The organism is Pseudomonas sp. CCI1.1, from assembly GCF_034348165.1.
Lineage (GTDB): Bacteria > Pseudomonadota > Gammaproteobacteria > Pseudomonadales > Pseudomonadaceae > Aquipseudomonas > Aquipseudomonas paracarnis.
The window spans coordinates 5,799,580-5,822,828 of the sequence record NZ_CP133780.1; the positions used below are offsets into that span (position 1 = coordinate 5,799,580).

A 23,249-nucleotide genomic window follows, 5' to 3' on the forward strand; every position below is an offset into this window, starting at 1 on the left:
GGAATCTGTTCATGATCTCTACCTTGCGACGTGGCCTGCTGGTACTGCTTGCAGCATTGCCGATGATGGCCAACGCGGCAGGTTCTGCCCACGATTTGGTGCAGGACACCACCAGCAAAATGCTGGCTGACCTCAAGGCTAATAAAGAACAGTACAAGCAAGACCCTTCCAAGTTCTACAACGCGCTCAACACGATCGTTGGCCCTGTGGTCGATGCTGAAGGCATCTCCAAAAGCATCATGACGGTCAAGTATTCGCGCAAGGCTACGCCTGCGCAGATGCAGACGTTCCAGGAAAACTTCAAGAAGGGTCTGTTCCAGTTCTACGGCAACGCTCTGCTGGAATACAACAACCAGGGCATTATCGTTGATGCGCCCAAGGACGAGTCGGGCGACCGTGCTGAAGTCGGGATGAAAGTCTCCGGCAGCAATGGCGCCGTGTACCCTGTGTCCTACACCCTGACGAAGATCAACGGTGAGTGGAAGCTGCGTAACGTGATCATCAACGGTATCAACATCGGCAAGCTGTTCCGTGATCAGTTCGCCGACGCGATGCAGCGCAATGGCAACGATCTGGACAAGACCATCAACGGTTGGGCCGGTGAAGTGGCCAAGGCCAAGGAAGAAACCGACAAAGCTGCCGGGAAGCCTGCGCAATGACCGAGTCGGCTGTTCGTATCGGCGATGCCGGCGAGCTGTTCCTCAGCGGCGTGCTGGATTACCGCACCGGGCCTGACCTGCGCAAGCAGGGCCAGGCGCTGATCAAGGCCAGCAAAGCGCCAGAGCTGGTGCTTGATTGCTCGGCGGTGACCAAGTCCAGCAGCGTCGGCCTGTCGTTGTTGCTGTGCTTCATGCGTGATGCCGAGGCGGCGAAAAAACCCGTCAGTATCCGTGCGTTGCCGGAAGACATGCGCGAAATTGCCGAAGTTTCCGGTTTGACCGAGCTACTGGCGCATCCTTAATACACATTGTTAAAGAAGCCCCCCGTCAGAGTCCTGCTATGCGGGGTTCGCAGGCGCGGGGCTTTTTTGTATGATGTGCGACCCGTGCGCACTGGGCGCCGATAGAGGTTGAGCATGCAGGCCCTAGAAGTTAAGAGCTTCCTTGAAGGAAAGCTGCCTGAAACGACTGTAGAAGTCGAAGGCGAAGGCTGCAATTTCCAGCTGAACGTGATTAGCGATGAACTGGCGGCATTGAGCCCGGTCAAGCGTCAGCAGCAGATCTATGCCCATTTGAACCCATGGATCACCGATGGCAGCATCCATGCGGTCACTATGAAATTTTTCAGCCGCGCGGCCTGGGCCGAGCGCACCTGAGCCCCCAAGGCGTCGAGATTCTTATGGATAAATTGATTATTACCGGCGGTGCCCGCCTTGATGGCGAGATTCGCATTTCCGGTGCGAAAAACTCCGCCTTGCCGATCCTGGCAGCGACCCTGCTGTGCGATGGCCCGGTGACTGTGGCCAACCTGCCGCACCTGCACGACATCACCACCATGATCGAGCTGTTCGGTCGCATGGGCATTGAGCCGGTGATCGACGAGAAACTGGCCGTCGAAATTGACCCACGTACCATCAAGACCCTGATTGCCCCGTACGAACTGGTGAAAACCATGCGTGCGTCGATCCTGGTGCTGGGCCCGATGGTTGCCCGTTTCGGCGAAGCCGAAGTAGCCTTGCCTGGCGGTTGCGCCATTGGTTCGCGTCCGGTCGACCTGCACATCCGTGGCCTTGAGGCCATGGGCGCAGTCATCGACGTCGAAGGCGGCTACATCAAAGCCAAGGCGCCGGAAGGCGGCCTGCGCGGCGCGAACTTCTTCTTTGATACCGTCAGCGTCACCGGTACCGAGAACATCATGATGGCCGCTGCCCTGGCCAACGGTCGCAGCGTGTTGCAGAACGCCGCACGCGAGCCGGAAGTGGTCGACCTGGCCAACTTCCTCAACGCCATGGGCGCCAAAGTTTCCGGCGCTGGCACTGACACCATCACTATTGATGGTGTAGAGCGTCTGCACACCGCCACCTACAAAGTCATGCCTGACCGCATCGAGACCGGTACCTACCTGGTTGCCGCTGCCGTGACCGGTGGCCGTGTGAAGGTCAAGGACACCGATCCGACCATCCTGGAAGCCGTCCTGGAAAAACTCAAGGAAGCCGGCGCAGAGATCACCACCGGCGAAGACTGGATCGAGCTGAACATGCACGGCAAGCGGCCAAAAGCCGTCAACGTGCGTACCGCTCCGTACCCGGCGTTCCCGACCGACATGCAAGCGCAGTTCATCTCCTTGAACGCGATTGCCGAAGGCACCGGTGCTGTGATCGAGACCATCTTCGAAAACCGCTTCATGCACGTGTATGAACTGCACCGCATGGGCGCCAAGATCCAGGTCGAAGGCAACACCGCCATCGTCACCGGGATCGACAAGCTCAAGGGCGCGCCAGTCATGGCAACCGACCTGCGTGCCTCGGCCAGCCTGGTAATCTCGGCACTGTGCGCCGAAGGTGACACCCTGATCGACCGCATCTACCACATAGACCGTGGTTACGAGTGCATCGAAGAGAAACTGCAGATGCTCGGCGCGAAGATTCGCCGCGTACCGGGCTAGTCCCCGCTGCCCTGTAGGAGCGAGCTTGCTCGCGAAGGCCTCATGTGCACCGCGTTGACTCTGAATAAACGCGTTATCGTTGACGTTCTTCGCGAGCAAGCTCGCTCCTACAAACACTGGTTTGTTTCAAATCGAGGCTGTCATGGCCTCGATCTGTGTCTGGCGCCGTTTGCGACCGGACAGCAATAGCCTGATGAAGGACTGACATTTCCCATGTTGACCATCGCACTGTCCAAGGGCCGCATCCTTGACGACACGTTGCCGCTTCTGGCTGAAGCGGGCATCGTGCCGACCGAGAATCCGGACAAGAGCCGCAAGCTGATCATCCCCACGACCCAGGACGACGTGCGCCTGCTGATCGTGCGGGCTACCGACGTGCCGACCTACGTTGAACATGGCGCCGCCGACCTGGGTGTTGCCGGCAAGGACGTGCTGATGGAATACGGTGGCCAGGGCCTGTACGAGCCTCTGGACCTGCGCATCGCCCTGTGCAAGCTGATGACCGCTGGCCGCGTGGGTGATGTCGAGCCCAAGGGCCGCCTGCGGGTCGCCACCAAGTTCGTCAACGTTGCCAAGCGCTATTACGCCGAACAAGGCCGTCAGGTCGATATCATCAAGCTCTACGGCTCCATGGAGCTGGCACCGCTGATCGGGCTGGCGGACAAGATCATCGACGTGGTCGACACCGGCAACACCCTGCGTGCCAACGGTTTGGAGCCCCAGGATTTTATCGCTGACATCAGCTCCCGCCTGATCGTCAACAAAGCATCGATGAAGATGCAGCACGCCCGTATTCAGGCGTTGATCGACACCCTGCGCAAGGCAGTGGAGTCTCGACACCGCGGTTGACTCACCCGCGTAGCTGAAGAGCTGCGCCCGTCTATCCGCCTCATAGCCAGAATTCTCAGGTGCCCAAGCGGAAACGACTGCTAGTTTAGGGCGCCTGAGTTTTTGCCAATTCTATTGAGGCCCTCGCTATGACCACGTCCACTGCAATTGCCCGACTCAACGCTGCCGACCCGGATTTCGCCCATCATCTGGATCATCTGCTGAGCTGGGAAAGCGTGTCTGACGACTCGGTCAACCAGCGGGTGCTCGACATCATCAAGGCCGTGCGTGAGCGCGGTGATGCTGCGCTGGTGGATTTCACCCGCCAGTTCGACGGCCTGGACGTGCAGTCCATGGCTGACCTGATCCTGCCGCGTGAACGCCTGGAGCTGGCGCTGACGCGCATCACCGCACCGCAGCGCGAAGCACTCGAAGTCGCTGCGGCGCGGGTACGCAGCTATCACGAAAAACAGAAGCAGGACTCCTGGAGCTACACCGAGGCCGACGGCACTGTGCTGGGCCAGAAGGTCACGCCACTGGACCGCGCCGGCCTTTACGTGCCGGGCGGTAAGGCGTCGTATCCATCGTCGGTGTTGATGAATGCGATCCCGGCCAAAGTCGCCGGCGTGACCGAAGTGGTCATGGTGGTGCCGACCCCCCGTGGCGAGATCAACGAGCTGGTGCTGGCTGCCGCCTGCATCGCCGGTGTCGACCGGGTATTCACCATTGGTGGCGCCCAGGCCGTTGCAGCGCTGGCCTATGGCACCGAAAGCGTGCCGAAGGTCGATAAAGTGGTCGGTCCCGGCAATATCTACGTCGCCACCGCCAAACGCCATGTGTTTGGCCAGGTCGGTATCGACATGATCGCCGGGCCCTCGGAAATCCTCGTGGTGTGTGACGGCCAGACCGACCCGGACTGGATCGCCATGGACCTGTTCTCCCAGGCGGAGCACGATGAAGACGCCCAGGCGATCCTGGTCAGCCCCGATGCCGAGTTCCTCGACAAGGTCGCCGCCAGCATCAATAAGCTGCTGCCGACCATGGAGCGTGCCGAGATCATCGAGAAGTCGATCAACGGCCGTGGTGCGCTGATTCTGGTGCGTGACATGGAGCAGGCCATTGAAGTGGCCAATCGCATCGCACCGGAGCACCTGGAGCTGTCCGTGGCGGACCCACAGGCCTGGTTGCCATCGATCCGTCACGCTGGGGCGATCTTCATGGGCCGTCACACCAGCGAAGCCCTGGGCGACTATTGCGCCGGCCCCAATCACGTGTTGCCCACCTCCGGCACTGCGCGTTTCTCGTCGCCGCTTGGGGTGTACGACTTCCAGAAGCGCTCGTCGATTATCTTCTGCTCGCCACAAGGCGCTTCCGAGCTGGGCAAGACCGCCTCGGTGCTGGCCCGTGGTGAATCCCTCAGCGCGCACGCACGCAGCGCTGAATACCGCATCGTCAAGGGAGCGTAAGGCATGAGCAAATTCTGGAGCCCTTTCGTCAAGGACCTGGTGCCTTACGTACCCGGTGAGCAACCGAAGCTGACCAAACTGGTCAAGCTCAACACCAACGAAAACCCCTACGGCCCATCCCCCAAGGCGCTGGCGGCAATGCAGGCCGAGTTGAACGACAACTTGCGCCTGTACCCGGACCCCAACAGCGACCTGCTCAAGCAGGCCGTGGCCAGGTATTACGGGATCGATGCCGGCAAGGTGTTCCTCGGCAACGGTTCTGACGAAGTCCTGGCGCACATCTTCCATGGCCTGTTCCAGCACGATCTGCCGCTGCTGTTCCCGGATATCAGCTACAGCTTCTACCCGGTGTACTGCGGCCTGTACGGCATTACGTTCGACGCGGTGTCACTGGACGAACAGTTCCAGATTCGGGCCGCTGACTATGCCAGGCCCAACGGCGGGATCATCTTCCCCAACCCTAACGCGCCCACCGGCTGCGTACTGGCGCTGGACGCGGTGGAGCAGATCCTCAAGGCCAGCCCGGATTCGGTGGTGGTGGTCGATGAAGCCTATATCGACTTTGGCGGCGAAACTGCCATCAGCCTGGTCGACCGTTACCCGAACCTGCTGGTGACCCAGACCCTGTCCAAATCGCGCTCACTGGCCGGTTTGCGTGTGGGCCTGGCTGTGGGCCACCCAGACCTGATCGAGGCGCTGGAGCGGGTCAAGAACAGCTTCAACTCCTACCCGTTGGATCGGTTGGCGATTGTTGGCGCGGCGGCCGCTTTTGACGACCGTGAATACTTTGAGAAAACCTGCCAGTGGGTGATCGACAGCCGCAACCAGGTCGTCGCGCAATTGGAAGCTAAGGGATTCGAGGTGTTGCCATCGGCAGCGAACTTCATCTTCGCCCGTCACCCGCGGCATGACGCTGCAGGGCTGGCCGCCAAGTTGCGTGAGCAAGGGGTGATCGTGCGGCACTTCAAGCAGGAGCGGATTGCCCAGTTCCTGCGGATCAGCATCGGGACGCCGGAGCAGAGCCAGGCGCTGATCGACGGGCTCGGTGAGCTCTAACAGACGCTGAAAATCAAATGTGGGAGCTGGCTTGCCTGCGATGACGGTGTAACAGTCGACCTATCTGTCGTTTGATACACCGCTATCGCAGGCAAGCCAGCTCCCACACTGATTTGCGTTTAGTCAGTTACAGCAGCGGCTCATCCGGCTTCTTGTTCTTCCAGCCATCATTGCCCGGTAGCAGCAAGTTCAAACCAATTGCCACCACTGCACACAGGGCGATGCCCTTGAGGCCGAAATCATCCGGGCCGGTGCCGGTACCCACCAGCACACCGCCAATCCCGAACACCAGGGTTACCGACACAATCACCAGGTTGCGCGCCTCGCCCAGATCGATCTTGTGGCGAATCAGCGTGTTCATCCCCACCGCGGCAATCGAGCCGAACAGCAGGCACAGAATCCCGCCCATCACCGGCACCGGGATGCTCTGCAGCAGCGCGCCGAACTTGCCGATGAACGCCAGGCTGATGGCAAACACTGCCGCCCAGGTCATGATTTTCGGGTTGTAGTTCTTGGTCAGCATCACGGCGCCGGTCACTTCGGCGTAGGTGGTGTTCGGCGGGCCGCCAAACATGCCGGCAGCCGTGGTGGCGATACCGTCACCCAGCAGCGTGCGATGCAGGCCAGGCTTTTTCAGGTAATCGCGGCCGGTCACGCTGCCTACCGCAATCACCCCCCCGATATGCTCGATCGCCGGGGCCAGGGCCACCGGGACGATAAACAGGATGGCCTGCCAGTTGAACTCCGGCGCGGTGAAGTGGGGCAGGGCGAACCAGGGGGCGGCGGCGATCTTCGCCGTGTCGACCACACCAAAGTAGAACGACATGGCAAAACCCACCAGCACGCCGGAAATGATCGGCACCAGGCGGAAAATGCCCTTGCCGAACACCGCCACGATCAAAGTGGTAAGCAGCGCTGGCATCGAGATCAGCATCGCCGTCTGATAGTGGATCAGCTCTGCACCGTCGCCAGACTTGCCCATGGCCATGTTGGCGGCAATCGGCGCCATGGCCAGGCCGATCGAGATAATCACTGGGCCAATCACCACGGGCGGCAGCAGCCGGTCGATAAAACCGGTGCCCTTGACCTTCACGGCCAGTCCCAGGAACGTATAGACGAAACCCGCCGCCATCACGCCGCCCATGGTCGCCGCCAGGCCGAACTGGCCCTTGGCGAGAATGATCGGGGTGATGAACGCGAAGCTCGATGCCAAAAATACCGGCACCTGCCGCCCTGTCACCACCTGGAACAACAACGTGCCCAGGCCTGCGGTAAACAGCGCGACGTTTGGATCAAGACCTGTGATCAGCGGCATCAACACCAACGCGCCAAATGCTACGAAGAGCATTTGTGCGCCAGACAGGATCTGGCGCCAAAGCGGGTCGTTGAATTCATCCTGCATGCTCACGCGTCCTTCTGCTTGGTGCCGAAGATCTTGTCACCGGCATCGCCCAGGCCCGGGATAATGTAGCCGTGTTCATTCAGGCGCTCATCGATGGATGCGGTGTAGATCTGTACATCCGGATGGGCCTTCTCGACGGCGGCGATGCCTTCGGGCGCGGCCACCAGCACCATGGCGCGGATGTCCCGGCAACCGGCTTTTTTCAGTAGGTCGATGGTGGCGACCATGGAACTGCCGGTGGCGAGCATCGGGTCGATGATCATGGCCAGGCGCTCGTTGATTTCCGGGACGAGTTTTTCCAGGTAGGTGTGGGCCTGCAGCGTTTCTTCATTGCGGGCCACGCCCACGGCGCTGACCTTGGCGCCCGGAATCAGGCTGAGTACACCTTCAAGCATGCCGATACCGGCGCGCAGGATAGGGACGACGGTAATTTTCTTACCGGCGATTTTCTCCACCTGTACGGGACCGGCCCAACCGGGGATCTCGTAGGTTTCCAAGGGCAAATCCTTGGTGGCTTCGTAAGTGAGCAACGCTCCGACTTCCTGAGCAAGCTCACGGAAGTTCTTCGTGCTAATGTCGGCACGGCGCATAAGGCCGAGTTTGTGTCGGATCAGCGGGTGGCGGATCTCGCGAGTGGGCATAGGAAAGGCTCCGGCGGCGGGCAAAAAAACCGGCCTAGATTAATCTATCCGAGGGTGTTGTCCTATAGACATCAAGTACGTTAGTCCATAAAGGCTTGATTGGAGCGCACGAGAAGCGTACCTTCGCCCGCTTTTCTTGCCACAGCACCCCCTTGGAGAGCGCCATGTCTGCTGATCTCGAGCATATCCGTCAAATCATGCACGAGGCTGACTGCCTGTACACCGAAGCGCAGGTCGAAGCAGCAATCGCCAAGGTCGGCGAGCACATCACCCGCGAAATGGCCGACACCAACCCGGTGGTCTTCTGCGTGATGAACGGTGGCCTGATCTTCGCCGGTAAATTGCTGACTCACCTGCAGTTCCCGCTGGAAGCCTCTTACCTGCACGCCACCCGCTATCGCAATGAGACCAGCGGCGGCGACTTGTTCTGGAAGGCCAAGCCGGAAGTGTCGTTCATCGACCGCGATGTGTTGATCATCGATGACATTCTCGATGAAGGTCACACCCTGGGCGCTATCATCGATTTCTGCAAACATGCCGGCGCACGCAAAGTGCACACCGCCGTGCTGATCGACAAAGACCACGACCGCAAGGCGCGCCCAGAGCTGAAAGCCGACTTTGTCGGGTTGCCGTGCGTCGACCGTTATATCTTCGGGTATGGCATGGACTACAAGGGCTACTGGCGTAATGCCAATGGCATCTACGCCGTTAAAGGAATGTAATCGATGGCCCGCTTTCTTGATCAGACGCTGTTTGCCGAGTTGGCCGAGAAAGCGGCCGCCAATCCCCGTGGTCGTCAAAACGTTAACTTCCATGAGATGCAAGAGCCTTGTCATCGCATGGCGGTGGGTTTGCAGCCCAGCACCTATGTACAGCCTCACCGTCACCTGAGTGCCGATAAGGCGGAGACGTTGCTGGTGCTCAAAGGGCGTCTGGGAATCCTGATTTTCAGCGAGACGGGGGAAGTGTTGAGCACGCGTGTGTTGGAAGCGGGCGGGGAATGCCAGGGCGTCGACCTGTCGCCCGGCGTGTTCCATGGCCTGGTAGTGCTTGAGCCGGACAGCGTGATGTTTGAGTGCAAGGCTGGCCCTTACCGCGCTGTGGGTGAGGGTGAGCTGGCCGACTGGGCTCCCCGTGAAGGCGAGGCAGGTATGGCTGAGTATCATCGCTGGATGCTTGCCCAGTTCGACTGAGCAAGCCCCGTCCCACATTGCTTTCTCACCGCTTTCGAAGCCGGCGTCGCGCAGGTAGACTTCAAGCCCCGTGTAAATGTCTGCAGGCTGGAGTCGGTAATGCGTAAAGATAAGAAACAGGTGATTGGCGACGAAATCGGTGACGACCAGATCAAGTTGTTCCTGGACTTCGAGCCGGTTGATGCGACGTCGCCGTCCCTGCACAAACTGATCAAGGCCTATCGCGGCCTGCGTATCGACGACTTCGAGCGTTTCCTGGGCTTTTTCAAAGAAGCAGGCCTGGACCTGGACGGCAAGGACGAGCATGGCCAGACCTTCGTCGACCTGATCAAAGACCAGCGCAACGCCGCCGAATACATCGAGCTGATCGACAACGCCCGCGGCTGATTATCCGAGCCACAAAAAAACGCCCCGGCCTCATGAGAGGCCGGGGCGTTTCGCGCTCGTTCCCACGCTCTGCGTGGGAATGCATTCTGTGACGCTCTGCGTCACGACCTCACGCGTAGCTTTCAGCCTCGTTGCTTTGCTCCACCAGCTCCAGGCTGATGTTGTTCTGCGTGTTGAGCTTGCGATACAGCTCGGCGTCCGTCTCCAGCACTTTCTCGCGTGCCGGGAAGATCTCATGCAGCTTGGTAGCCCATTCGCCGGCGGCTTTCTCCGGGAAGCAGCGCTCGATCAGCTCCAGCATGATCGAGACCGTGACCGAAGCGCCTGGAGACGCGCCCAGCAGTGCCGCAAGCGAACCGTCCTTGGCCGCGACCAGTTCGGTGCCGAACTGCAGCACGCCGCCTTTCTTCGGGTCTTTCTTGATGATCTGCACGCGCTGGCCGGCCACTTCCAGGCGCCAGTCTTCGGCTTTCGCCTCGGGGTAGAAGCGACGCAGGGATTCCAGGCGCTGTTCCATGGACTGGCGCACTTCGCTGACCAGGTACTTGGTCAGGTCCATGTTGTCGCGGGCCACGGCCAGCATCGGGCCGATGTTGCCGGCGCGAATCGACATCGGCAGGTCAAGGAACGAGCCGTGCTTGAGGAACTTGGTGGTGAAACCGGCGTATGGCCCGAACAGCAGGGATTTCTTGCCATCCACCACGCGGGTGTCCAGGTGCGGCACGGACATCGGCGGCGAGCCCACGGCAGCCTGGCTGTAGACCTTGGCCTGGTGCTGCTTGACCACTTCCGGGTTGTCGCAACGCAGCCACTGGCCGCTCACCGGGAAGCCGCCGAAGCCTTTGCTCTCTTCGATGCCCGAAGCCTGCAGTAACGGCAGCGCCGCACCGCCAGCGCCGAGGAACACGAACTTGGCATCGACGTCGCGGCTGTTACCGCTGTTGACGTCCTTGATGCTCACGGTCCAGCCTGCGCCGTTGCGCTTGAGGCCGGTTACGCGCTTGCAGTACTTGACCTGGGCGTCTGGCGAACTGGTCAGGTGGCTGAGCAGCTGATTGGTCAGGGCGCCAAAGTTGACGTCGGTGCCGTTCATCACGCGGGTGGCGGCGATTTTCTCGTCGAGCGGGCGGCCCGGCATCATCAACGGCATCCACTCGGCCATTTCGCTGCGGTCTTCGGTGTAGTGCATGTCCGAAAACGCGTGGTGCTGGCTGAGGGTCTCAAAGCGCTTCTTGAGGAAGGACACGCCTTTGTCGCCCTGCACGAAGCTCAGGTGCGGCACCGGGCTGATGAACGACTTGGACGAGCCAAAGGTGCCTTTCTTGGTCAGGTAAGCCCAGAACTGCTTCGACACCTCGAACTGGGTGTTGATGTGCACGGCTTTCTTGATGTCGATGGAACCATCGGCGGCCTGTGGCGTGTAGTTCAGCTCACACAGCCCGGCATGGCCGGTGCCGGCGTTGTTCCACGGGTTGGAACTCTCCGCGGCACCCGAGTCCATCAGCTCAACGACTTCCAGCGTGAGGCTGGGGTCGAGCTCTTTGAGCAGTACGGCCAGGGTGGCACTCATGATGCCGGCCCCTACCAGTACTACGTCGACTGCTTCGTTATGCGCCATTTAACGCGTCTCCAAAATCTGCAGCACCAAATTGACGGCATGGCTGCCAGGAGTGACGGGGCGATTCACGTGTTGCCCCAGGTTACCCATGGCCAGGATCGCCATGTCCGTTTCGCAATTCTTTGCAACTTCAGCACACGCTTCCTGCCGGGCTAATCTGCCTATGAACGCATTCATGGGCGCCTGTGGCAATTCGACTTATGGTCAAAGCGTGCGATTCGTGCAACCAATCCGTAGCGGACAGGCTCAAGCTCCGGTTTTTGAGGCGTGCTCGATCCTGTGTAATTGGGCTGACCCAGACGCTGATGGTGCTTGTACAAACGCCAAACTATTCATTTGCTCGCCACACTCTTGTGAAGTTGTGAAAACCCGTTTTTTCACGCTCTTTTGAAGACGTGAACCTCAAAAAAGGGCTGCCCCAGCCTGGCACCTGGCCCGTAAACCTCTGCCGACACGCGGCAAAACGGGCAAACAACTCAAGTGGCCGAGCGCAATGGCAGCTCTGGCAGATTCGATAAAAGACGGGGTGGTTTGCAAAGGAAACAGCAAGCACGCCAGCTTCACTCGATCTGTGTGGGCGGCTCTCTGTGGGCGATTTTGGGGGCTAATGCCTGGGCATTAACGATGCTGCGGGGCCCGATCAGGAGACGTCCTTATAATCGGGGGGAGATTGTAGCGAAGAACGCCAAGGAAATGGGCGTGTTTTATGACTTTTATTCGGGTCCCGGTCAGGAGGCCAACGCTTGCCGATGTTGTGCGCGAAAAACCTGCGGGCTGACCCGGGCGCTGGCCGGCAGTGGGCGGTGCATCCAGCCCAGGTGAGTCTCGGTCACTTCCACCCAGCCTTCACCGACGGGCGGCAGGCTGCACTGCTTGAATGCCTGGCAATGGCCTTTGGCATCGAGCAAGGCAAAGTGACGATGGCGGGTGTGTGACATGAACAGGGTCTTGAGAAGGCGCATGGCTGTGTACCTGGTGTGTTACATGCTTGAAGGTTGCCAGTGTGGCATGACACTGGGGTGACGAATTTATGCGAATTTGTAATTTGCACCGGGGCTTCAGTCGTCGTTCAGGATCGCTGGTGAGTGGCGCGCGTGCACCGTTATACTGGCGACCTGTCTGCACCTAGTCCTGGAGAAATGCGATGTTGCAACGCCTGTTGTTCGGTTTGATCACTGTGACCAGTTTGACCCTTGTCGGCTGCGCCAACAGCCCGCAACAACTCAGCCCGCAACCTAAAGTCACTGCGCCGTTGGCTGCGGTAGGCCATGGCCAGCCGGTGTCGGTGCGCGTGGTCGACGGTCGTCCGTCGCCGACCCTGGGCTCGCGTGGCGGCCTGTACCCGGAGACCGCACTGATTTCGGTGACCGGCCAGGATGTGCTGCCCAAGTTGCAGGCCCAGGCTGAAGCTGCTGTGCGTTTGTTGGGCTTTACGCCGACCAACTCGCCAGGCGTACCACAACTGACCGTGACCCTGGCCGAGCTTAAATACCAGTCGCCCAAAGATGGCCTGTATGTGACCGAGGCTTCCATCGGCGCCACCTTCAAGTCTGACGTCAGTGCCGGCACCCGCCGTTACAGTGGCCGCTACGCCGCCTCGCTCAACCAGCGTTTCGGCATGTCGCCCAACCAGGAAACCAACACCAAGCTGGTCAGCGACGTGCTCAGCGATGCCCTGACCCGCCTGTTCAAGGACCCAAGCATCGGCCAACTGCTCAGCGCGCAATAAGCCGCTCACAAAAAAACCGGGCTCATCGCTGAGCCCGGTTTTTTTATGCCTGTGGTTTTGTCATGCCGCCGTATCGACATAAAAGTCCAGCATGCTCACGCCGGTGAGTACATCCAGCTCCGGCAGATCGGCATGCTGGTGCCCGCCGAGGGCGCAATACACCAGCCAATGGCGGTCCTGAACGTTGAACGCGAGGCTGCCGATCAGCGCCTCCTGTTCATCGCTCTGGGCGATCAGATACAGCCGATCCTGGTTTTGCGCATGCAGCATGACAAGCTCCTCAAGCGTCGAAGGGCAACAGAGTGGCTTGTTAAGGTGACGTTCAGGTGACGGCGTAAATTACTGGATACATTAGCCGTCCATGGGGAAGGAGCATTAAAGGCGCAGGAGGCGACTGTCGTTCAGGTGTGTATCTGGACTGATACCCGAACACTGGTTCACCGAGGTTTGCGATGGCGCTGCCCGCACTGCTCATTAATATTGTTGCCCTGTTGGTTGCCTGCTCGGGCGCCTGGGTGCTGTTCATCACCCGCCTGCATGCACAGCGTGCGATGGCCGACCTGGCCCTGCGCAGCGAAGAGCGCGCTATCGACCAGCCGATGCTGTTTCTGGATACACGCACCGAACGGGCGCATCGCCTGGCGTACCGCGTCGGTTTTGCTTGCCTTGGCCTGGCCCTGGCCATCTCCTGGCTCAGCACCCACTTCTAATTCCACTGCAAAACCAAATGTGGGAGCGGGCTTGCCCGCGAAGGCGGTGTATCAGCCGCTGAATCTTTAACTGACCCACCGCTATCGCAGGCAAGCCAGCTCCCACACTGGCCATGTACTGCCCACAGAATCAGCGCCTGCCCCATATCCCCTGTGGGCTCACATATTTGGGTTGGGTGTTTATAGAGGGATCCCAGCCTTGACTCGGTATTGGTTGCGTACCGGCGTCGCATACTGCACCACCAGATAAGGCCGGTGCTCCGCCGGGCACTCGTTCAAGCGCCGCTCCCATTCCGCCTTGGCCTTGGCCAGCTCATCGGCAGGGAATACGTCCGCCGCCTTGGGCACCTGCAATTGCGGGTCGGCGTCACTCCACTGCGCATATGCCAGGTAGTGCACCGGGAACAACCGATAGCCGCCCAGGATCTGCCGGTCCATTTCCACGGCCAGCAGCTTGGTGTCTTCGAAACGCTCGGTGATCGGCGGCGCAAAGTTCACGTGCACCCGGCCTTTATAGCCGGTAATGCCCAGGGCAATGCTCACATCATCCTCGCCCGGTGCCTTGCTGTAGGTACCGGTGGTGGCGCGGATATACAACTCGCGGGCTTTGGCGGCATCGCAAGGGTCGTACTCGTAGCTGATGGACACCGGCGTCAGGTTCAACGACTGGATGACCTCGGCAAATGGCTCGTCCTTGCGGCTGACGTGGAACATCTTGAGGATCGCCGATTCGGTACGGTCATCGCCATCCTTGGCCCGGCCTTCAGCCTGGGCAATCCAGATCGACTGGCAGTCGTTGCGGATCGAATGGTTGATGTAGGCCGACAGCAGGTTGTAAGCCGCCATCTTCTCCTTTCGCCCGGTGATCGAACGGTGCACGATGAAGCTCTTGTTCAAGCGCATCAGGTCGCTGACAAACGGCTTTTGCAGCAGGTTGTCGCCGATGGCGATGCGCGGCGTCGGCAGGCCGGCGTGGTACACGGCGTAGTTGACGAAGGCCGGATCCATCACGATGTCGCGGTGGTTGGCCAGGAACAGGTAGGCGGTGCCGGATTTCAGTTGCTCGACGCCGGTATAGGTCACGCCGTCGGTCGCCCGGTCAATGGTGTGGTCAACGTAGTACTCGACCTTGTCCTGCAGCGTGGCCACGGTGGTGACGCCAGCGAACTCACGGCGCAGTTTGCGCGCGATCATTGGCTTGAGCAGCCAGCCCAGGGCGCCTGCAAAGCGCGGGAAGCGGAAGTGGGTCAGGATGTCCAGAAAGGCCTTGTCACTGAACAGGCGCGCCAGCACTGCCGGGACTTCGCTGTCGTTGTAAGGTCGGATGGTATCGAATTCGCCCATCATGCTCTCTTGTTAGAAACGGCTAGGGTAAGTAAAAGGAAATGTCAGGGTGCGGTCCGAATAAGGGGCCGGCCAAGAATAGCCCTGTAAATAGACCGGCGATTATACGCACAAGTCACCTGGGAGACTGCGATGCTCGAAACTGCGCTGTACGATTGTCCTTATTGTGGCGAAGAGGTCGAGACAACGGTGGATTTGTCCGGTGGTGACCAGACCTATATAGAAGACTGCCAAGTGTGTTGCCGGCCGATCACATTCGACCTGCAAGTTCATGGTGAAGAGTGGATGCTTGAAACCCGCAGCGAAAATGAATAATGCGCAGCGGGAACGAATAAAAAGGTACGCCCATGCAGCGAGTCTACGAACCGGAAAACCTGATGGAGGGCGAGTTGCTGCAGCAGATGCTTGCCAGTGAAGGCATCGAGGCGCATCTGGTGGGGCGCCACCTGCTCGGCGGCACGGGCGAGTTGCCGATCTTCGGCTTGCTGGGGCTGGAGGTCGATAACGATCAGGCGGCTGTTGCCCGCGAGCTGATCACTGCCTATATCGGCGCGCAACCGTTGCCCGGCGACGAACCCGACAGCTTCCCCGACGTATTGGTCTGTTAGGCTGTCGGTCGGTTTACCCCAAGAGTCGTGTTGCCCCATGTGTGGACGTTATGCCCTGTTTCGCTGGAACCCTGCCTTTGCTGCCTTGCCCGGCTTCCCCGCGGATCAGCAGGCCCAGTGGAACATTTCCCCCAATGATTCGGTACTGATCCAGCGCCTGAGCGAAGGCCAGCTCACCCTGGCGCGTGCCCGTTGGGGCCTTACGCCGCCTTGGCTGACAGACCTGTCGCGTACCCCAGCCCATGCCCGCGCCGAAACCCTGGCCGAACAACCGATGTTCCGTGAAGCGTTCCGCCAGCGCCGCTGCCTGCTGCCGGCCAACGGTTTCTACGAATGGCGCGGCACCCAGCGCAAGCGCCCGTATTGGCTCACGCCGGGGGAGGGCTCCACGTTGTTCTTTGCCGCAGTGTGGGAAGCGTATCCGGTGCAGGAGCAGGTATGGCTGAGTACGGCGGTGGTTACCCAAGCGGCGCAAAGTCAGCGCCGGCCATTGATCCTGGACGCGGCAGCGCAGGCCGCCTGGCTCGACCCCGAGACACCGCTGCATGTATTGCAGAGCCTGCTGGCGGCTGAGCCTGCCGTGCTGCGCGAGCGGGTGCTGGCCAATATGGTCAACGATCCGAAGCTCAATGGGCCCGAGTGCCTGACCCCGGCGTGAGCTTTGCCAGTCCGGTCGCGTTCGGATGTATCTGAAATTCAGCGGTTAAACGTCTGGTGTATCTGGCGCAGATACCAATGACCGCCTACGATACGCGCCATGTTTTCAGGGAGCGTGTTCATGAAGAAGTCATTGGTGGTAAGCGGTTTGGTTGCAGCGATGCTGCTGGCGGGTTGTCAGTCGGTCAATACCACCAGCGGCGGCGCCGTTGGGGTGGAGCGCAAGCAGTACATGTTCAGCATGCTGTCGAGCCAGGAAGTCGACCAGATGTATGCCCAGTCTTATCAGCAGACCCTGGGTGAAGCCAGCAGCAAAGGGGTGTTGGACAAGACCAGCGCCAACGCCAAGCGCGTGCAGGCCATTGCCAAGCGCCTGATCGCCCAGGCTCCGACTTTCCGCGCGGATGCGGCCCAGTGGAACTGGGATGTTAACCTGATCAAAAGCGATGAGATGAACGCCAACTGCGGGCCTGGCGGCAAGATCCTGGTGTACAGCGGCTTGATCGACAACCTCAAGCTCACCGATGACGAACTGGCCGCCGTGATGGGCCATGAAATCGCCCACGCCTTGCGTGAGCACGGCCGAGAAGCCATGTCCAAGGCTTACGGTATCCAGATGGCCAAGCAGGGCGCCGGGGCAATATTCGGTCTCGGCCAGGACAGCCTGGCACTGGCCGATACCGTGGCCAACTACGGCATGACCTTGCCCAACAGCCGCAGCAATGAAAACGAAGCCGACCTGATCGGCCTGGAACTGGCCGCCCGCGCTGGTTACAACCCGAACGCGGCCATCACCTTGTGGAGCAAGATGGCCAAGGCTTCGGAAGGCGCACCGCCGGAATTCATGAGCACGCACCCGGCTTCCGACAGCCGCATCGCGTCCTTGCAGGCGGCGATTCCGAAGGTAATGCCGCTCTACCAGCAGGCCAAGAAGTCCTGATCGACGCCCTGTGGCAGCGAGTTCGCTCGCGAATGCGGTGTTGCAGTGACTCATTCAGTGACTGATACCTCGCCTTCGCGGGCAAGCCCGCTCCCACAGGGTCCTATGCCAGGCGCTGATTCTGGACCACTGTGGGAGCTGGCTTGCCTGCGATAACGCCCGTTCAGCAACAGATTCAGTGACTGATACGCCGCTATCGCGGGCAAGCCCGCTCCTCCCGCCCTGATCGGTTTACAGCCAGCCGCTGCTCTGCATGGCCTTGTACACCGCAATAATCGCCAGCACGAAGAACGCCGTAGCCGCCAAGCGACGAATCAAGGTCAGCGGCAGCTTCTCCGCGGCAAAATTCCCCGCCAGCACCACCGGAACGTTGGCAATCAACATGCCCAGGGTGGTACCGATAATCACCAGCCAAAGTTCCGGGTATTGCGCCGCCAGCATCACCGTGGCGATCTGGGTCTTGTCACCGATTTCGGCGAGGAAGAATGCAATCAAGGTGGTCAGGAAGGGCCCGAACTTACGGGTGGTACTGGCTTCGTCATCATCGAGTTTGTCCGGCACCAGGGTCCACAGCGCCGTGGCGCAGAAGCTCGCGGCGAGGATCCAGTGCAGCACCGCATCCGAGAAGAAACTCCCGAACCAGGCGCCCACGGCACCGGCCGCCGCATGGTTGGCCAGGGTCGCGGCGACGATACCGGCGATGATCGGCCAGGGCTTGCGAAAGCGCGCAGCAAGGATGAGTGCGAGCAGTTGCGTCTTGTCGCCGATTTCGGCCAAGGCAACGATTGCGGTAGGAACGAGTAGTGAATCCAGCATCAGGTAGTTTCCAGGGGCGGGTCGACACGGCTATGACACGTACAGCCTTCCCGCCCCGGGTAAGGTGTGCGTGTCATAGGTCTTGTCAAACCCCGGTCCGTCTGTGCGGACTCCTGGGTCGCATACGCCATGGTCTGCTGACCAAGTATGTTGACGTATGCCGGACGAGCATGGCGCTCGTGGGAGACTACTCCCCTAGGACGCTGCGGATTCTGCCTAGGCAAAACCCATTCGGCAAGCGTTCTTTTTCAAACCTCCGTCAGGGACGCTTGGCGCGGTAAATGCGAAAACCATTGCCTTCGGCCTTGATTGCGCAGATGCCCAAATGCTCTTCGATCAGTGGCTGGTACTTCAGGAAACTATTGGCGACCAGGCGAAGTTCGCCACCTTTTGCCAGGTGTTTCGCCGCTTTTCGCAGCAGGTTCTCCGTGGCGAAATAATCGGTGTGCACGCCGACATGGAACGGCGGATTGCTCAAAATCGCGTTCAAACCCATGGGCGCGGCGTCGATGCCGTCACCGGTCAACACATCAGCTTCCAGGCCGTTCGCTGCCAGCGTCAGGCGACTGCTGGCGGCGGCGAAGGCATCCACATCCAGCATCGTCACGGTGTTATGCGGGTAGCGGCGTTTGACCGCAGCCCCCAACACCCCGGCGCCGCAACCGAAATCGAGCAGGTTGCCGCTGGGCAGCTTGTCCAAGTGCTCCAGCAACAACTCGGTGCCGCGGTCCAGGCGACCATGGCTGAACACCCCTGGCAAGCTCACCACCTTCAGCGGGCCTTCGGCCAGCGGTACGTCGAAGACCTGTGCCAGGCTCTCAAGCTCCACGGCGTGCGGCGCGTTGGCGACGGTGACCTGCCACAGCTGGCAATGCCGTGCACTATCGAGCTTGCGCGGTTTGCCGAACGGAACCATCTGTTTGGCGGCGCTTTCGATACCCCCCTTTTTCTCGCCCACCAGAAACAGCTCAGCGCCAGGCAGGCGCGCGGCCACGGCGTTGAGCAGGTAGTCGGTGAGGTCTTTGGACTTGGGCAGGAAAATCACCGCCGCATCAAAGGCGCGCTCGGGCACCGTCACGCCAAACTGGCTGCGTTCGGCGAAGCGCGCATCGAGCGCCGCCTGGTCACCGGCATGCCAGCACCAGCCGTGGGCATTGGGCAGGCGCCCAAGCAAATCGTCGGCAGGCAAACCTACGAGCAGCAGGTTGCCTTGAAAAAGTTCGGCCTGGCGAAGCAGTACTTCACTGCGCGGATCCATAGTCTGCTCCTTGAAAAGGGGCGCAGTTTATCAACTGACGACGCGCAGCGGGGTGCCGTTGAAAAAGCCCTGGGCGTTTTCCGTGAGCTGGCCGACGATGCGCTGCCGCGCTTCGCGACTGCCCCAGGCGTTGTGGGGCGTGACGATCAAGCGTGGAATGTTTCCCGCCAGCAGCGGATTACCAGTGACTGGCGGCTCGACACTCAACACGTCAGTCGCCGCGCCGCCAAGATGACCACTGCGCAGCGCGTCGGCCAGGGCCTGTTCATTGATCAAGCCACCGCGTGCGGTGTTGACGATAAACGCGCCGGGCTTGAGCAGCGCCAGTTCACGAGCGCCGATAAAGTCGCGGGTGTGTTCATTGAGTGGGCAATGCAGGGTCAGCGCATCGACCTGGGGCAGCAATTCGTCCAGCGGCACACGGTCGGCGCGGGCAGGGCGCCCAGGTATCGCGCCGAGCACCACGCGCATGCCGAACGCTTCAGCCAGGCGTGCCACGGCACTGCCCAATTCACCGTGGCCGAGCAGGCCGAGGGTTTTGCCTTCCAGTTCGACGATCGGATGGTCCAGCAGGCAAAACTGTTTGGCCTGCTGCCATTTGCCAGCGGCCACATCCTGTTGATAGTCCTTCAAGCGCGTGGCGAGGTTGAGCAGCAGCATGATCGTATGTTGTGCCACCGACGGCGTGCCATAGCCCTGGCAGTTGCTCACGGTGATGCCGTGGGCGCGGGCCGCTTCAAGGTCGATATTGTTGGTGCCAGTGGCCGACACCAGGATCAGTTTGAGCTCGGGGCAGGCGGCCAGGGTTTGCGCCGTGAGCGGGATTTTATTGCTGATGGCGACTTGGGCGCCCTGCAAGCGCTCCAGCACATTTTCTGGCGTGGTCTGTTCAAACAACTGAAGCTGGCTGAAGCAGTCATGCAAACCGCTGAGGTCGAGGTCGCCCAAGTCCAGGGAAGGGTGGTCGAGGAAGACGGCGCGGCGATTGTTCATGATCAACTGTACCTTTTGCGACGAGGTTCGAAGGCGTAATCTGCCGAGCCTATCAGATGAAATAATCAGTTACTTAATGGAGTGAGCATGTACGTCGCCGAGTTTTTGACCGTAGCCTTGATTCACTTGTTGGCAGTGGCGAGCCCCGGCCCGGATTTCGCCGTGGTGGTGCGTGAAAGCGTGACCCACGGCCGCCGTGCCGGAACCTGGACGGCCTTGGGTGTCGGTTCGGCGATTTTCCTGCATGTGGGTTACTCGTTGCTGGGTATCGGCTTGATCGTGTCCCAGTCTATTGTGCTGTTCAATGCGTTGAAGTGGGCCGCAGCCGCGTACCTGCTGTACATCGGCTTCAAGGCCCTGCGCGCTCAGCCGGCCAAGCCTGCAGCCGAGGGCGAGTTGCACCGTGAAGCGGGCGAGCGCACCCCACGCGGCGCGTTTACCGCAGGCTTTGTGACCAATGGCTTGAACCCCAAGGCCACGCTGTTCTTCCTGTCGCTGTTCACCGTGGTGATCAACCCCCACACGCCGCTGGCGGTACAGGCTGGTTACGGTGTGTACCTGGCGGTGGCCACGGCCCTGTGGTTTTGCCTGGTGGCCATGTTGTTCAGCCAGCAGCGCGTGCGCGCCGGGTTTGCAAAGATGGGTCATTGGTTTGATCGGACCATGGGCGCGGTGTTGATTGCCATCGGGGTGAAGCTGGCCTTTACCAGCATGAAATAATCACTTTTCTCAAGTCAGCACAGTCCAAATGTGGGAGCGGGCTTGCTCGCGAATGCGGTGGTTCAGTCAAAGATATACTGGCTGACACTCCGCATTCGCGAGCAAGCCCGCTCCCACATTGGGTCTCATTAGGTCCTCGGTAATGGCGTAACGCTAGCATTTGCTGGTCCCTGCAAATCATTCCTTTGGCTGATTTGGCTGAAACATAAGCGCTCTACAGTGCAGGTCTTCAAGCCAAGACCGTGCAGTCATTAAAGGGATTCTTATGTTGCAGACCCGTGTTATCCCGCCCGCCGAAGGTGCGTACCAGTACCCGCTGTTGATCAAGCGCCTGTTGATGTCCGGGACTCGCTACGAGAAGACCCGGGAAATTATCTACCGCGACAAGCTGCGCTACAGCTACCCGACGCTGATCGAGCGCGTTGCGCGCCTGGCCAATGTGCTGACCGAAGCCGGGGTCAAGGCTGGTGATACTGTGGCGGTGATGGACTGGGACAGCCACCGTTACCTAGAGTGTATGTTCGCCATCCCGATGATCGGCGCGGTGATTCACACCATCAACGTGCGCCTGTCGCCAGAACAGATTCTGTACACCATGAACCACGCCGAAGACCGCTTTGTGCTGGTCAACAGTGAGTTCGTGGGGCTCTACCAGGCCATTGCCGGGCAGCTCACCACCGTCGACAAGACCTTGTTGATTACCGATGGTGACACCCTCACCGCCGAGCTACCCAACCTGGTGGGTGAGTATGAAACCCTGCTGGCCGCGGCCAGCCCCATCTATGACTTCGAGGATTTCGACGAAAACTCGGTCGCCACCACCTTCTACACCACCGGCACCACCGGTAACCCCAAGGGCGTGTACTTCACCCACCGGCAACTGGTGCTGCACACCATTGGCGTGGCGACCATCATGGGCAGCGTCGACAGTGTGCGCCTGCTGGGCACCAACGATGTGTATATGCCGATCACGCCGATGTTCCACGTACACGCCTGGGGCTTGCCGTATGTGGCGACCATGCTCGGGCTCAAACAGGTGTACCCCGGCCGCTACGACCCCGAATACCTGGTGGAACTGTGGCGCAAGGAGAAGGTGACGTTCTCCCACTGTGTGCCGACCATTCTGCAAATGGTGCTCAACGCCAAGGCTGCGCAGAACGTGGATTTCGGCGGCTGGAAAATCGTCATCGGCGGCAGCGCCCTCAACCGTTCGCTGTATGAAGCTGCCAAGGCTCGTGGCATTCAGCTGACCGCTGCGTATGGCATGTCCGAGACCGGGCCGCTGGTGTCCTGCGCTCACCTCAATGATGAGCTGATGGCCGGCAGCGAAGATGAGCGCACCACCTACCGCATCAAGGCCGGTGTGCCGGGCCCGTTGGTCGAGGCGGCAATCATGGACACCGACGGTCGTTTCCTACCCGCCGATGGCGAAACCCAGGGCGAACTGGTGCTGCGCGCGCCGTGGCTGACCGAGGGTTACTACAACGAGCCGCACAAGGGCGCCGAGCTATGGGCCGGTGGCTGGCTGCACACCGGTGATGTGGCCACGCTGGATGCCTTCGGTGTGATTGATATCCGCGACCGCATCAAGGATGTGATCAAGACCGGCGGCGAATGGATCTCTTCCCTGGCACTCGAAGATCTGGTCAGCCGCCACCCGGCGGTACGGGAAGTGGCGGTGGTGGGCATTGCCGACCCGCAATGGGGCGAGCGGCCCTTCGCCTTGTTGGTGGTGCGTGAAGGGCATGTGATCGATGCGCGAGAGCTCAAGGAACACCTCAAGCCTTTTGTCGAGCTGGGCCATTTGAGCAAGTGGGCGATCCCGAGCCAGATCGCCGTTGTTACTGAAATTCCCAAGACCAGTGTCGGCAAACTCGACAAGAAACGTATCCGTGTCGACATCATCGAATGGCAGGCCAACAACAGCACGTTCCTGTCCACGCTCTAAACCCTCTCGCCGCGCCCGTTCGGGCGCGGCAATGCTCTATATCAAGCCTTTACTTGTGATTTGCCGAATTTCAGCCATCCTTCCCGCGTCGACCTTCGTCGGCGTGGCGAAAGGGTTGTGGCAGACAGGTTGGTGATGCAAATCACACTTTAGAGGGATCAAGCACTACCCCCCTCTGGCTATAGTCCCTTTCAGAGTTTTTCGCGGATGTTGCGCTTCGAGCCATGGAGGCTCGGTGGCGATGCGGCATTGGAATCGTTGTATCCCGGCCGTTACATCTGAAGAAAGGGCTCACTGCCATAACAATAAAATATGCACATGGAGTAGCGTC

Annotated in this window: 27 protein-coding genes and 1 riboswitch; of the genes, 18 read left to right on the forward strand and 9 right to left on the reverse strand. The window is 60.2% G+C overall.

Translation table 11 applies throughout. The features are described 5' to 3' along the window. The first annotated feature begins 11 nt into the window (after nucleotides 1-11). From RHM69_RS26250 to hisC, 7 genes are all read left to right on the forward strand, one after another. Nucleotides 12-659, forward strand: coding sequence for an MlaC/ttg2D family ABC transporter substrate-binding protein (locus tag RHM69_RS26250; protein WP_014716940.1), 648 nt, complete (start codon nucleotides 12-14; stop codon nucleotides 657-659). After that, a complete protein-coding gene (locus tag RHM69_RS26255) occupies nucleotides 656-961 on the forward strand; it encodes an STAS domain-containing protein (RefSeq protein ID WP_003188596.1) in 306 nt (101 codons plus the stop codon). The genes RHM69_RS26250 and RHM69_RS26255 overlap by 4 nt, the downstream gene beginning before the upstream one ends. A gap of 114 nt (nucleotides 962-1,075) precedes the next feature. Beyond that, the gene (locus tag RHM69_RS26260; RefSeq protein WP_003188597.1) at nucleotides 1,076-1,315 is read left to right on the forward strand and encodes a BolA family protein; all 240 of its coding nucleotides are present in this window, start codon (nucleotides 1,076-1,078) and stop codon (nucleotides 1,313-1,315) included. 23 nt (nucleotides 1,316-1,338) lie between these two features. Beyond that, nucleotides 1,339-2,604, forward strand: a complete 1,266-nt coding sequence (gene murA, locus RHM69_RS26265; protein WP_003188598.1) for a UDP-N-acetylglucosamine 1-carboxyvinyltransferase — start codon at nucleotides 1,339-1,341, stop codon at nucleotides 2,602-2,604. A 213-nt stretch (nucleotides 2,605-2,817) separates the two neighbouring features. Then, entirely contained in the window at nucleotides 2,818-3,453 is a 636-nt protein-coding gene (hisG, locus tag RHM69_RS26270) for an ATP phosphoribosyltransferase (RefSeq protein WP_003188599.1), read from the forward strand. Nucleotides 3,454-3,581: 128 nt separating this feature from the next. Beyond that, nucleotides 3,582-4,898 carry a histidinol dehydrogenase gene (gene hisD / locus RHM69_RS26275; protein WP_014716941.1) on the forward strand — a complete coding sequence of 439 codons (1,317 nt, stop codon included), beginning with the start codon at nucleotides 3,582-3,584 and terminating at the stop codon, nucleotides 4,896-4,898. A gap of 3 nt (nucleotides 4,899-4,901) precedes the next feature. After that, complete coding sequence (gene hisC, locus RHM69_RS26280; protein WP_019816955.1) at nucleotides 4,902-5,954, forward strand: histidinol-phosphate transaminase; 1,053 nt, start codon at nucleotides 4,902-4,904, stop codon at nucleotides 5,952-5,954. A gap of 127 nt (nucleotides 5,955-6,081) precedes the next feature. On the opposite strand, the gene RHM69_RS26285 is transcribed toward hisC, so the two are convergent. Together RHM69_RS26285 and upp are read right to left on the reverse strand one after the other, a co-directional pair. Further along, nucleotides 6,082-7,356, reverse strand: a complete 1,275-nt coding sequence (locus RHM69_RS26285) for a uracil-xanthine permease family protein (protein ID WP_003188606.1) — start codon at nucleotides 7,354-7,356, stop codon at nucleotides 6,082-6,084. A gap of 2 nt (nucleotides 7,357-7,358) precedes the next feature. Then, nucleotides 7,359-7,997: a uracil phosphoribosyltransferase gene (upp, locus tag RHM69_RS26290; protein WP_003188608.1), complete on the reverse strand. Its 639-nt coding sequence runs from the start codon at nucleotides 7,995-7,997 to the stop codon at nucleotides 7,359-7,361. A gap of 164 nt (nucleotides 7,998-8,161) precedes the next feature. Here upp and RHM69_RS26295 point away from each other — a divergent pair, with 164 nt between their 5' ends. The 3 genes from RHM69_RS26295 (at nucleotide 8,162) to RHM69_RS26305 (ending at nucleotide 9,577) form a co-directional block, all read left to right on the forward strand. Further along, on the forward strand, nucleotides 8,162-8,719 hold the full coding sequence (locus tag RHM69_RS26295) for a hypoxanthine-guanine phosphoribosyltransferase (RefSeq protein WP_153838886.1): 558 nt from the start codon (nucleotides 8,162-8,164) through the stop codon (nucleotides 8,717-8,719). Nucleotides 8,720-8,722: 3 nt separating this feature from the next. Continuing rightward, nucleotides 8,723-9,190 (forward strand): WbuC family cupin fold metalloprotein, encoded by a 468-nt coding sequence (locus RHM69_RS26300; RefSeq protein ID WP_020301262.1) that lies wholly within the window; start codon nucleotides 8,723-8,725, stop codon nucleotides 9,188-9,190. Between the two features lie 99 nt (nucleotides 9,191-9,289). Next, nucleotides 9,290-9,577, forward strand: a complete 288-nt coding sequence (locus RHM69_RS26305; protein WP_003188614.1) for a PA4642 family protein — start codon at nucleotides 9,290-9,292, stop codon at nucleotides 9,575-9,577. Nucleotides 9,578-9,686: 109 nt separating this feature from the next. On the opposite strand, the gene mqo is transcribed toward RHM69_RS26305, so the two are convergent. Then, the gene (gene mqo / locus RHM69_RS26310) at nucleotides 9,687-11,195 is read right to left on the reverse strand and encodes a malate dehydrogenase (quinone) (protein ID WP_014716944.1); all 1,509 of its coding nucleotides are present in this window, start codon (nucleotides 11,193-11,195) and stop codon (nucleotides 9,687-9,689) included. Between the two features lie 728 nt (nucleotides 11,196-11,923). Continuing rightward, entirely contained in the window at nucleotides 11,924-12,157 is a 234-nt protein-coding gene (locus RHM69_RS26315; protein WP_014716945.1) for a hypothetical protein, read from the reverse strand. A gap of 182 nt (nucleotides 12,158-12,339) precedes the next feature. Here RHM69_RS26315 and RHM69_RS26320 point away from each other — a divergent pair, with 182 nt between their 5' ends. Next, on the forward strand, nucleotides 12,340-12,924 hold the full coding sequence (locus RHM69_RS26320) for a YajG family lipoprotein (RefSeq protein WP_014716946.1): 585 nt from the start codon (nucleotides 12,340-12,342) through the stop codon (nucleotides 12,922-12,924). Between the two features lie 60 nt (nucleotides 12,925-12,984). Here RHM69_RS26320 and RHM69_RS26325 read toward each other — a convergent pair whose 3' ends face one another. After that, nucleotides 12,985-13,194: a hypothetical protein gene (locus RHM69_RS26325; RefSeq protein WP_014716947.1), complete on the reverse strand. Its 210-nt coding sequence runs from the start codon at nucleotides 13,192-13,194 to the stop codon at nucleotides 12,985-12,987. Nucleotides 13,195-13,376: 182 nt separating this feature from the next. Between RHM69_RS26325 and RHM69_RS26330 the strand changes: the two genes are divergently transcribed. Beyond that, nucleotides 13,377-13,634, forward strand: coding sequence for a hypothetical protein (locus RHM69_RS26330; RefSeq protein WP_014716948.1), 258 nt, complete (start codon nucleotides 13,377-13,379; stop codon nucleotides 13,632-13,634). Nucleotides 13,635-13,814: 180 nt separating this feature from the next. Here RHM69_RS26330 and RHM69_RS26335 read toward each other — a convergent pair whose 3' ends face one another. Beyond that, nucleotides 13,815-14,978, reverse strand: coding sequence for a 1-acyl-sn-glycerol-3-phosphate acyltransferase (locus RHM69_RS26335; RefSeq protein ID WP_014716949.1), 1,164 nt, complete (start codon nucleotides 14,976-14,978; stop codon nucleotides 13,815-13,817). Between the two features lie 132 nt (nucleotides 14,979-15,110). Between RHM69_RS26335 and RHM69_RS26340 the strand changes: the two genes are divergently transcribed. The 4 genes from RHM69_RS26340 to RHM69_RS26355 all read left to right on the forward strand — a co-directional run bounded on the left by RHM69_RS26340 (nucleotide 15,111) and on the right by RHM69_RS26355 (nucleotide 17,183). Continuing rightward, nucleotides 15,111-15,293 (forward strand): CPXCG motif-containing cysteine-rich protein, encoded by a 183-nt coding sequence (locus tag RHM69_RS26340; RefSeq protein WP_014716950.1) that lies wholly within the window; start codon nucleotides 15,111-15,113, stop codon nucleotides 15,291-15,293. A gap of 32 nt (nucleotides 15,294-15,325) precedes the next feature. Then, nucleotides 15,326-15,586 carry a putative signal transducing protein gene (locus RHM69_RS26345; RefSeq protein ID WP_014716951.1) on the forward strand — a complete coding sequence of 87 codons (261 nt, stop codon included), beginning with the start codon at nucleotides 15,326-15,328 and terminating at the stop codon, nucleotides 15,584-15,586. A gap of 37 nt (nucleotides 15,587-15,623) precedes the next feature. After that, nucleotides 15,624-16,244, forward strand: coding sequence for an SOS response-associated peptidase (locus RHM69_RS26350; RefSeq protein WP_014716952.1), 621 nt, complete (start codon nucleotides 15,624-15,626; stop codon nucleotides 16,242-16,244). 120 nt (nucleotides 16,245-16,364) lie between these two features. Next, nucleotides 16,365-17,183, forward strand: a complete 819-nt coding sequence (locus RHM69_RS26355) for a M48 family metallopeptidase (protein WP_200599245.1) — start codon at nucleotides 16,365-16,367, stop codon at nucleotides 17,181-17,183. Between the two features lie 231 nt (nucleotides 17,184-17,414). On the opposite strand, the gene RHM69_RS26360 is transcribed toward RHM69_RS26355, so the two are convergent. From RHM69_RS26360 to RHM69_RS26370, 3 genes are all read right to left on the reverse strand, one after another. Further along, nucleotides 17,415-17,999 (reverse strand): TMEM165/GDT1 family protein, encoded by a 585-nt coding sequence (locus RHM69_RS26360; protein WP_014716954.1) that lies wholly within the window; start codon nucleotides 17,997-17,999, stop codon nucleotides 17,415-17,417. Between the two features lie 88 nt (nucleotides 18,000-18,087). Next, nucleotides 18,088-18,207, reverse strand: a riboswitch (yybP-ykoY riboswitch). Nucleotides 18,208-18,258: 51 nt separating this feature from the next. Further along, the gene (locus tag RHM69_RS26365) at nucleotides 18,259-19,257 is read right to left on the reverse strand and encodes a class I SAM-dependent methyltransferase (protein WP_014716955.1); all 999 of its coding nucleotides are present in this window, start codon (nucleotides 19,255-19,257) and stop codon (nucleotides 18,259-18,261) included. 30 nt (nucleotides 19,258-19,287) lie between these two features. After that, a complete protein-coding gene (locus RHM69_RS26370) occupies nucleotides 19,288-20,253 on the reverse strand; it encodes a 2-hydroxyacid dehydrogenase (protein ID WP_200599257.1) in 966 nt (321 codons plus the stop codon). Between the two features lie 84 nt (nucleotides 20,254-20,337). Here RHM69_RS26370 and RHM69_RS26375 point away from each other — a divergent pair, with 84 nt between their 5' ends. Together RHM69_RS26375 and RHM69_RS26380 are read left to right on the forward strand one after the other, a co-directional pair. Continuing rightward, nucleotides 20,338-20,970: a LysE family translocator gene (locus tag RHM69_RS26375; protein WP_014716957.1), complete on the forward strand. Its 633-nt coding sequence runs from the start codon at nucleotides 20,338-20,340 to the stop codon at nucleotides 20,968-20,970. Nucleotides 20,971-21,235: 265 nt separating this feature from the next. Next, nucleotides 21,236-22,918, forward strand: a complete 1,683-nt coding sequence (locus RHM69_RS26380) for a fatty acid--CoA ligase (RefSeq protein WP_014716958.1) — start codon at nucleotides 21,236-21,238, stop codon at nucleotides 22,916-22,918. The last annotated feature ends 331 nt before the right edge of the window (nucleotides 22,919-23,249 follow it).

What these genes read in the sequence shown, in the direction of transcription:
- mqo (WP_014716944.1), bottom strand. Translation starts at nt 11,195, where the DNA reads ATGGCGCATAACGAAGCAGTCGACGTAGTACTGGTAGGGGCCGGCATC.
- RHM69_RS26320 (WP_014716946.1), top strand. Translation starts at nt 12,340, where the DNA reads ATGTTGCAACGCCTGTTGTTCGGTTTGATCACTGTGACCAGTTTGACC.
- RHM69_RS26285 (WP_003188606.1), bottom strand. Translation starts at nt 7,356, where the DNA reads ATGCAGGATGAATTCAACGACCCGCTTTGGCGCCAGATCCTGTCTGGC.
- RHM69_RS26375 (WP_014716957.1), top strand. Translation starts at nt 20,338, where the DNA reads ATGTACGTCGCCGAGTTTTTGACCGTAGCCTTGATTCACTTGTTGGCA.
- upp (WP_003188608.1), bottom strand. Translation starts at nt 7,997, where the DNA reads ATGCCCACTCGCGAGATCCGCCACCCGCTGATCCGACACAAACTCGGC.
- RHM69_RS26305 (WP_003188614.1), top strand. Translation starts at nt 9,290, where the DNA reads ATGCGTAAAGATAAGAAACAGGTGATTGGCGACGAAATCGGTGACGAC.
- RHM69_RS26335 (WP_014716949.1), bottom strand. Translation starts at nt 14,978, where the DNA reads ATGGGCGAATTCGATACCATCCGACCTTACAACGACAGCGAAGTCCCG.
- RHM69_RS26325 (WP_014716947.1), bottom strand. Translation starts at nt 13,194, where the DNA reads ATGCTGCATGCGCAAAACCAGGATCGGCTGTATCTGATCGCCCAGAGC.
- hisC (WP_019816955.1), top strand. Translation starts at nt 4,902, where the DNA reads ATGAGCAAATTCTGGAGCCCTTTCGTCAAGGACCTGGTGCCTTACGTA.
- RHM69_RS26365 (WP_014716955.1), bottom strand. Translation starts at nt 19,257, where the DNA reads ATGGATCCGCGCAGTGAAGTACTGCTTCGCCAGGCCGAACTTTTTCAA.
- RHM69_RS26295 (WP_153838886.1), top strand. Translation starts at nt 8,162, where the DNA reads ATGTCTGCTGATCTCGAGCATATCCGTCAAATCATGCACGAGGCTGAC.
- RHM69_RS26355 (WP_200599245.1), top strand. Translation starts at nt 16,365, where the DNA reads ATGAAGAAGTCATTGGTGGTAAGCGGTTTGGTTGCAGCGATGCTGCTG.
- RHM69_RS26260 (WP_003188597.1), top strand. Translation starts at nt 1,076, where the DNA reads ATGCAGGCCCTAGAAGTTAAGAGCTTCCTTGAAGGAAAGCTGCCTGAA.
- RHM69_RS26315 (WP_014716945.1), bottom strand. Translation starts at nt 12,157, where the DNA reads ATGCGCCTTCTCAAGACCCTGTTCATGTCACACACCCGCCATCGTCAC.
- RHM69_RS26250 (WP_014716940.1), top strand. Translation starts at nt 12, where the DNA reads ATGATCTCTACCTTGCGACGTGGCCTGCTGGTACTGCTTGCAGCATTG.
- hisD (WP_014716941.1), top strand. Translation starts at nt 3,582, where the DNA reads ATGACCACGTCCACTGCAATTGCCCGACTCAACGCTGCCGACCCGGAT.
- RHM69_RS26255 (WP_003188596.1), top strand. Translation starts at nt 656, where the DNA reads ATGACCGAGTCGGCTGTTCGTATCGGCGATGCCGGCGAGCTGTTCCTC.
- murA (WP_003188598.1), top strand. Translation starts at nt 1,339, where the DNA reads ATGGATAAATTGATTATTACCGGCGGTGCCCGCCTTGATGGCGAGATT.
- hisG (WP_003188599.1), top strand. Translation starts at nt 2,818, where the DNA reads ATGTTGACCATCGCACTGTCCAAGGGCCGCATCCTTGACGACACGTTG.
- RHM69_RS26300 (WP_020301262.1), top strand. Translation starts at nt 8,723, where the DNA reads ATGGCCCGCTTTCTTGATCAGACGCTGTTTGCCGAGTTGGCCGAGAAA.
- RHM69_RS26380 (WP_014716958.1), top strand. Translation starts at nt 21,236, where the DNA reads ATGTTGCAGACCCGTGTTATCCCGCCCGCCGAAGGTGCGTACCAGTAC.
- RHM69_RS26340 (WP_014716950.1), top strand. Translation starts at nt 15,111, where the DNA reads ATGCTCGAAACTGCGCTGTACGATTGTCCTTATTGTGGCGAAGAGGTC.
- RHM69_RS26345 (WP_014716951.1), top strand. Translation starts at nt 15,326, where the DNA reads ATGCAGCGAGTCTACGAACCGGAAAACCTGATGGAGGGCGAGTTGCTG.
- RHM69_RS26350 (WP_014716952.1), top strand. Translation starts at nt 15,624, where the DNA reads ATGTGTGGACGTTATGCCCTGTTTCGCTGGAACCCTGCCTTTGCTGCC.
- RHM69_RS26360 (WP_014716954.1), bottom strand. Translation starts at nt 17,999, where the DNA reads ATGCTGGATTCACTACTCGTTCCTACCGCAATCGTTGCCTTGGCCGAA.
- RHM69_RS26330 (WP_014716948.1), top strand. Translation starts at nt 13,377, where the DNA reads ATGGCGCTGCCCGCACTGCTCATTAATATTGTTGCCCTGTTGGTTGCC.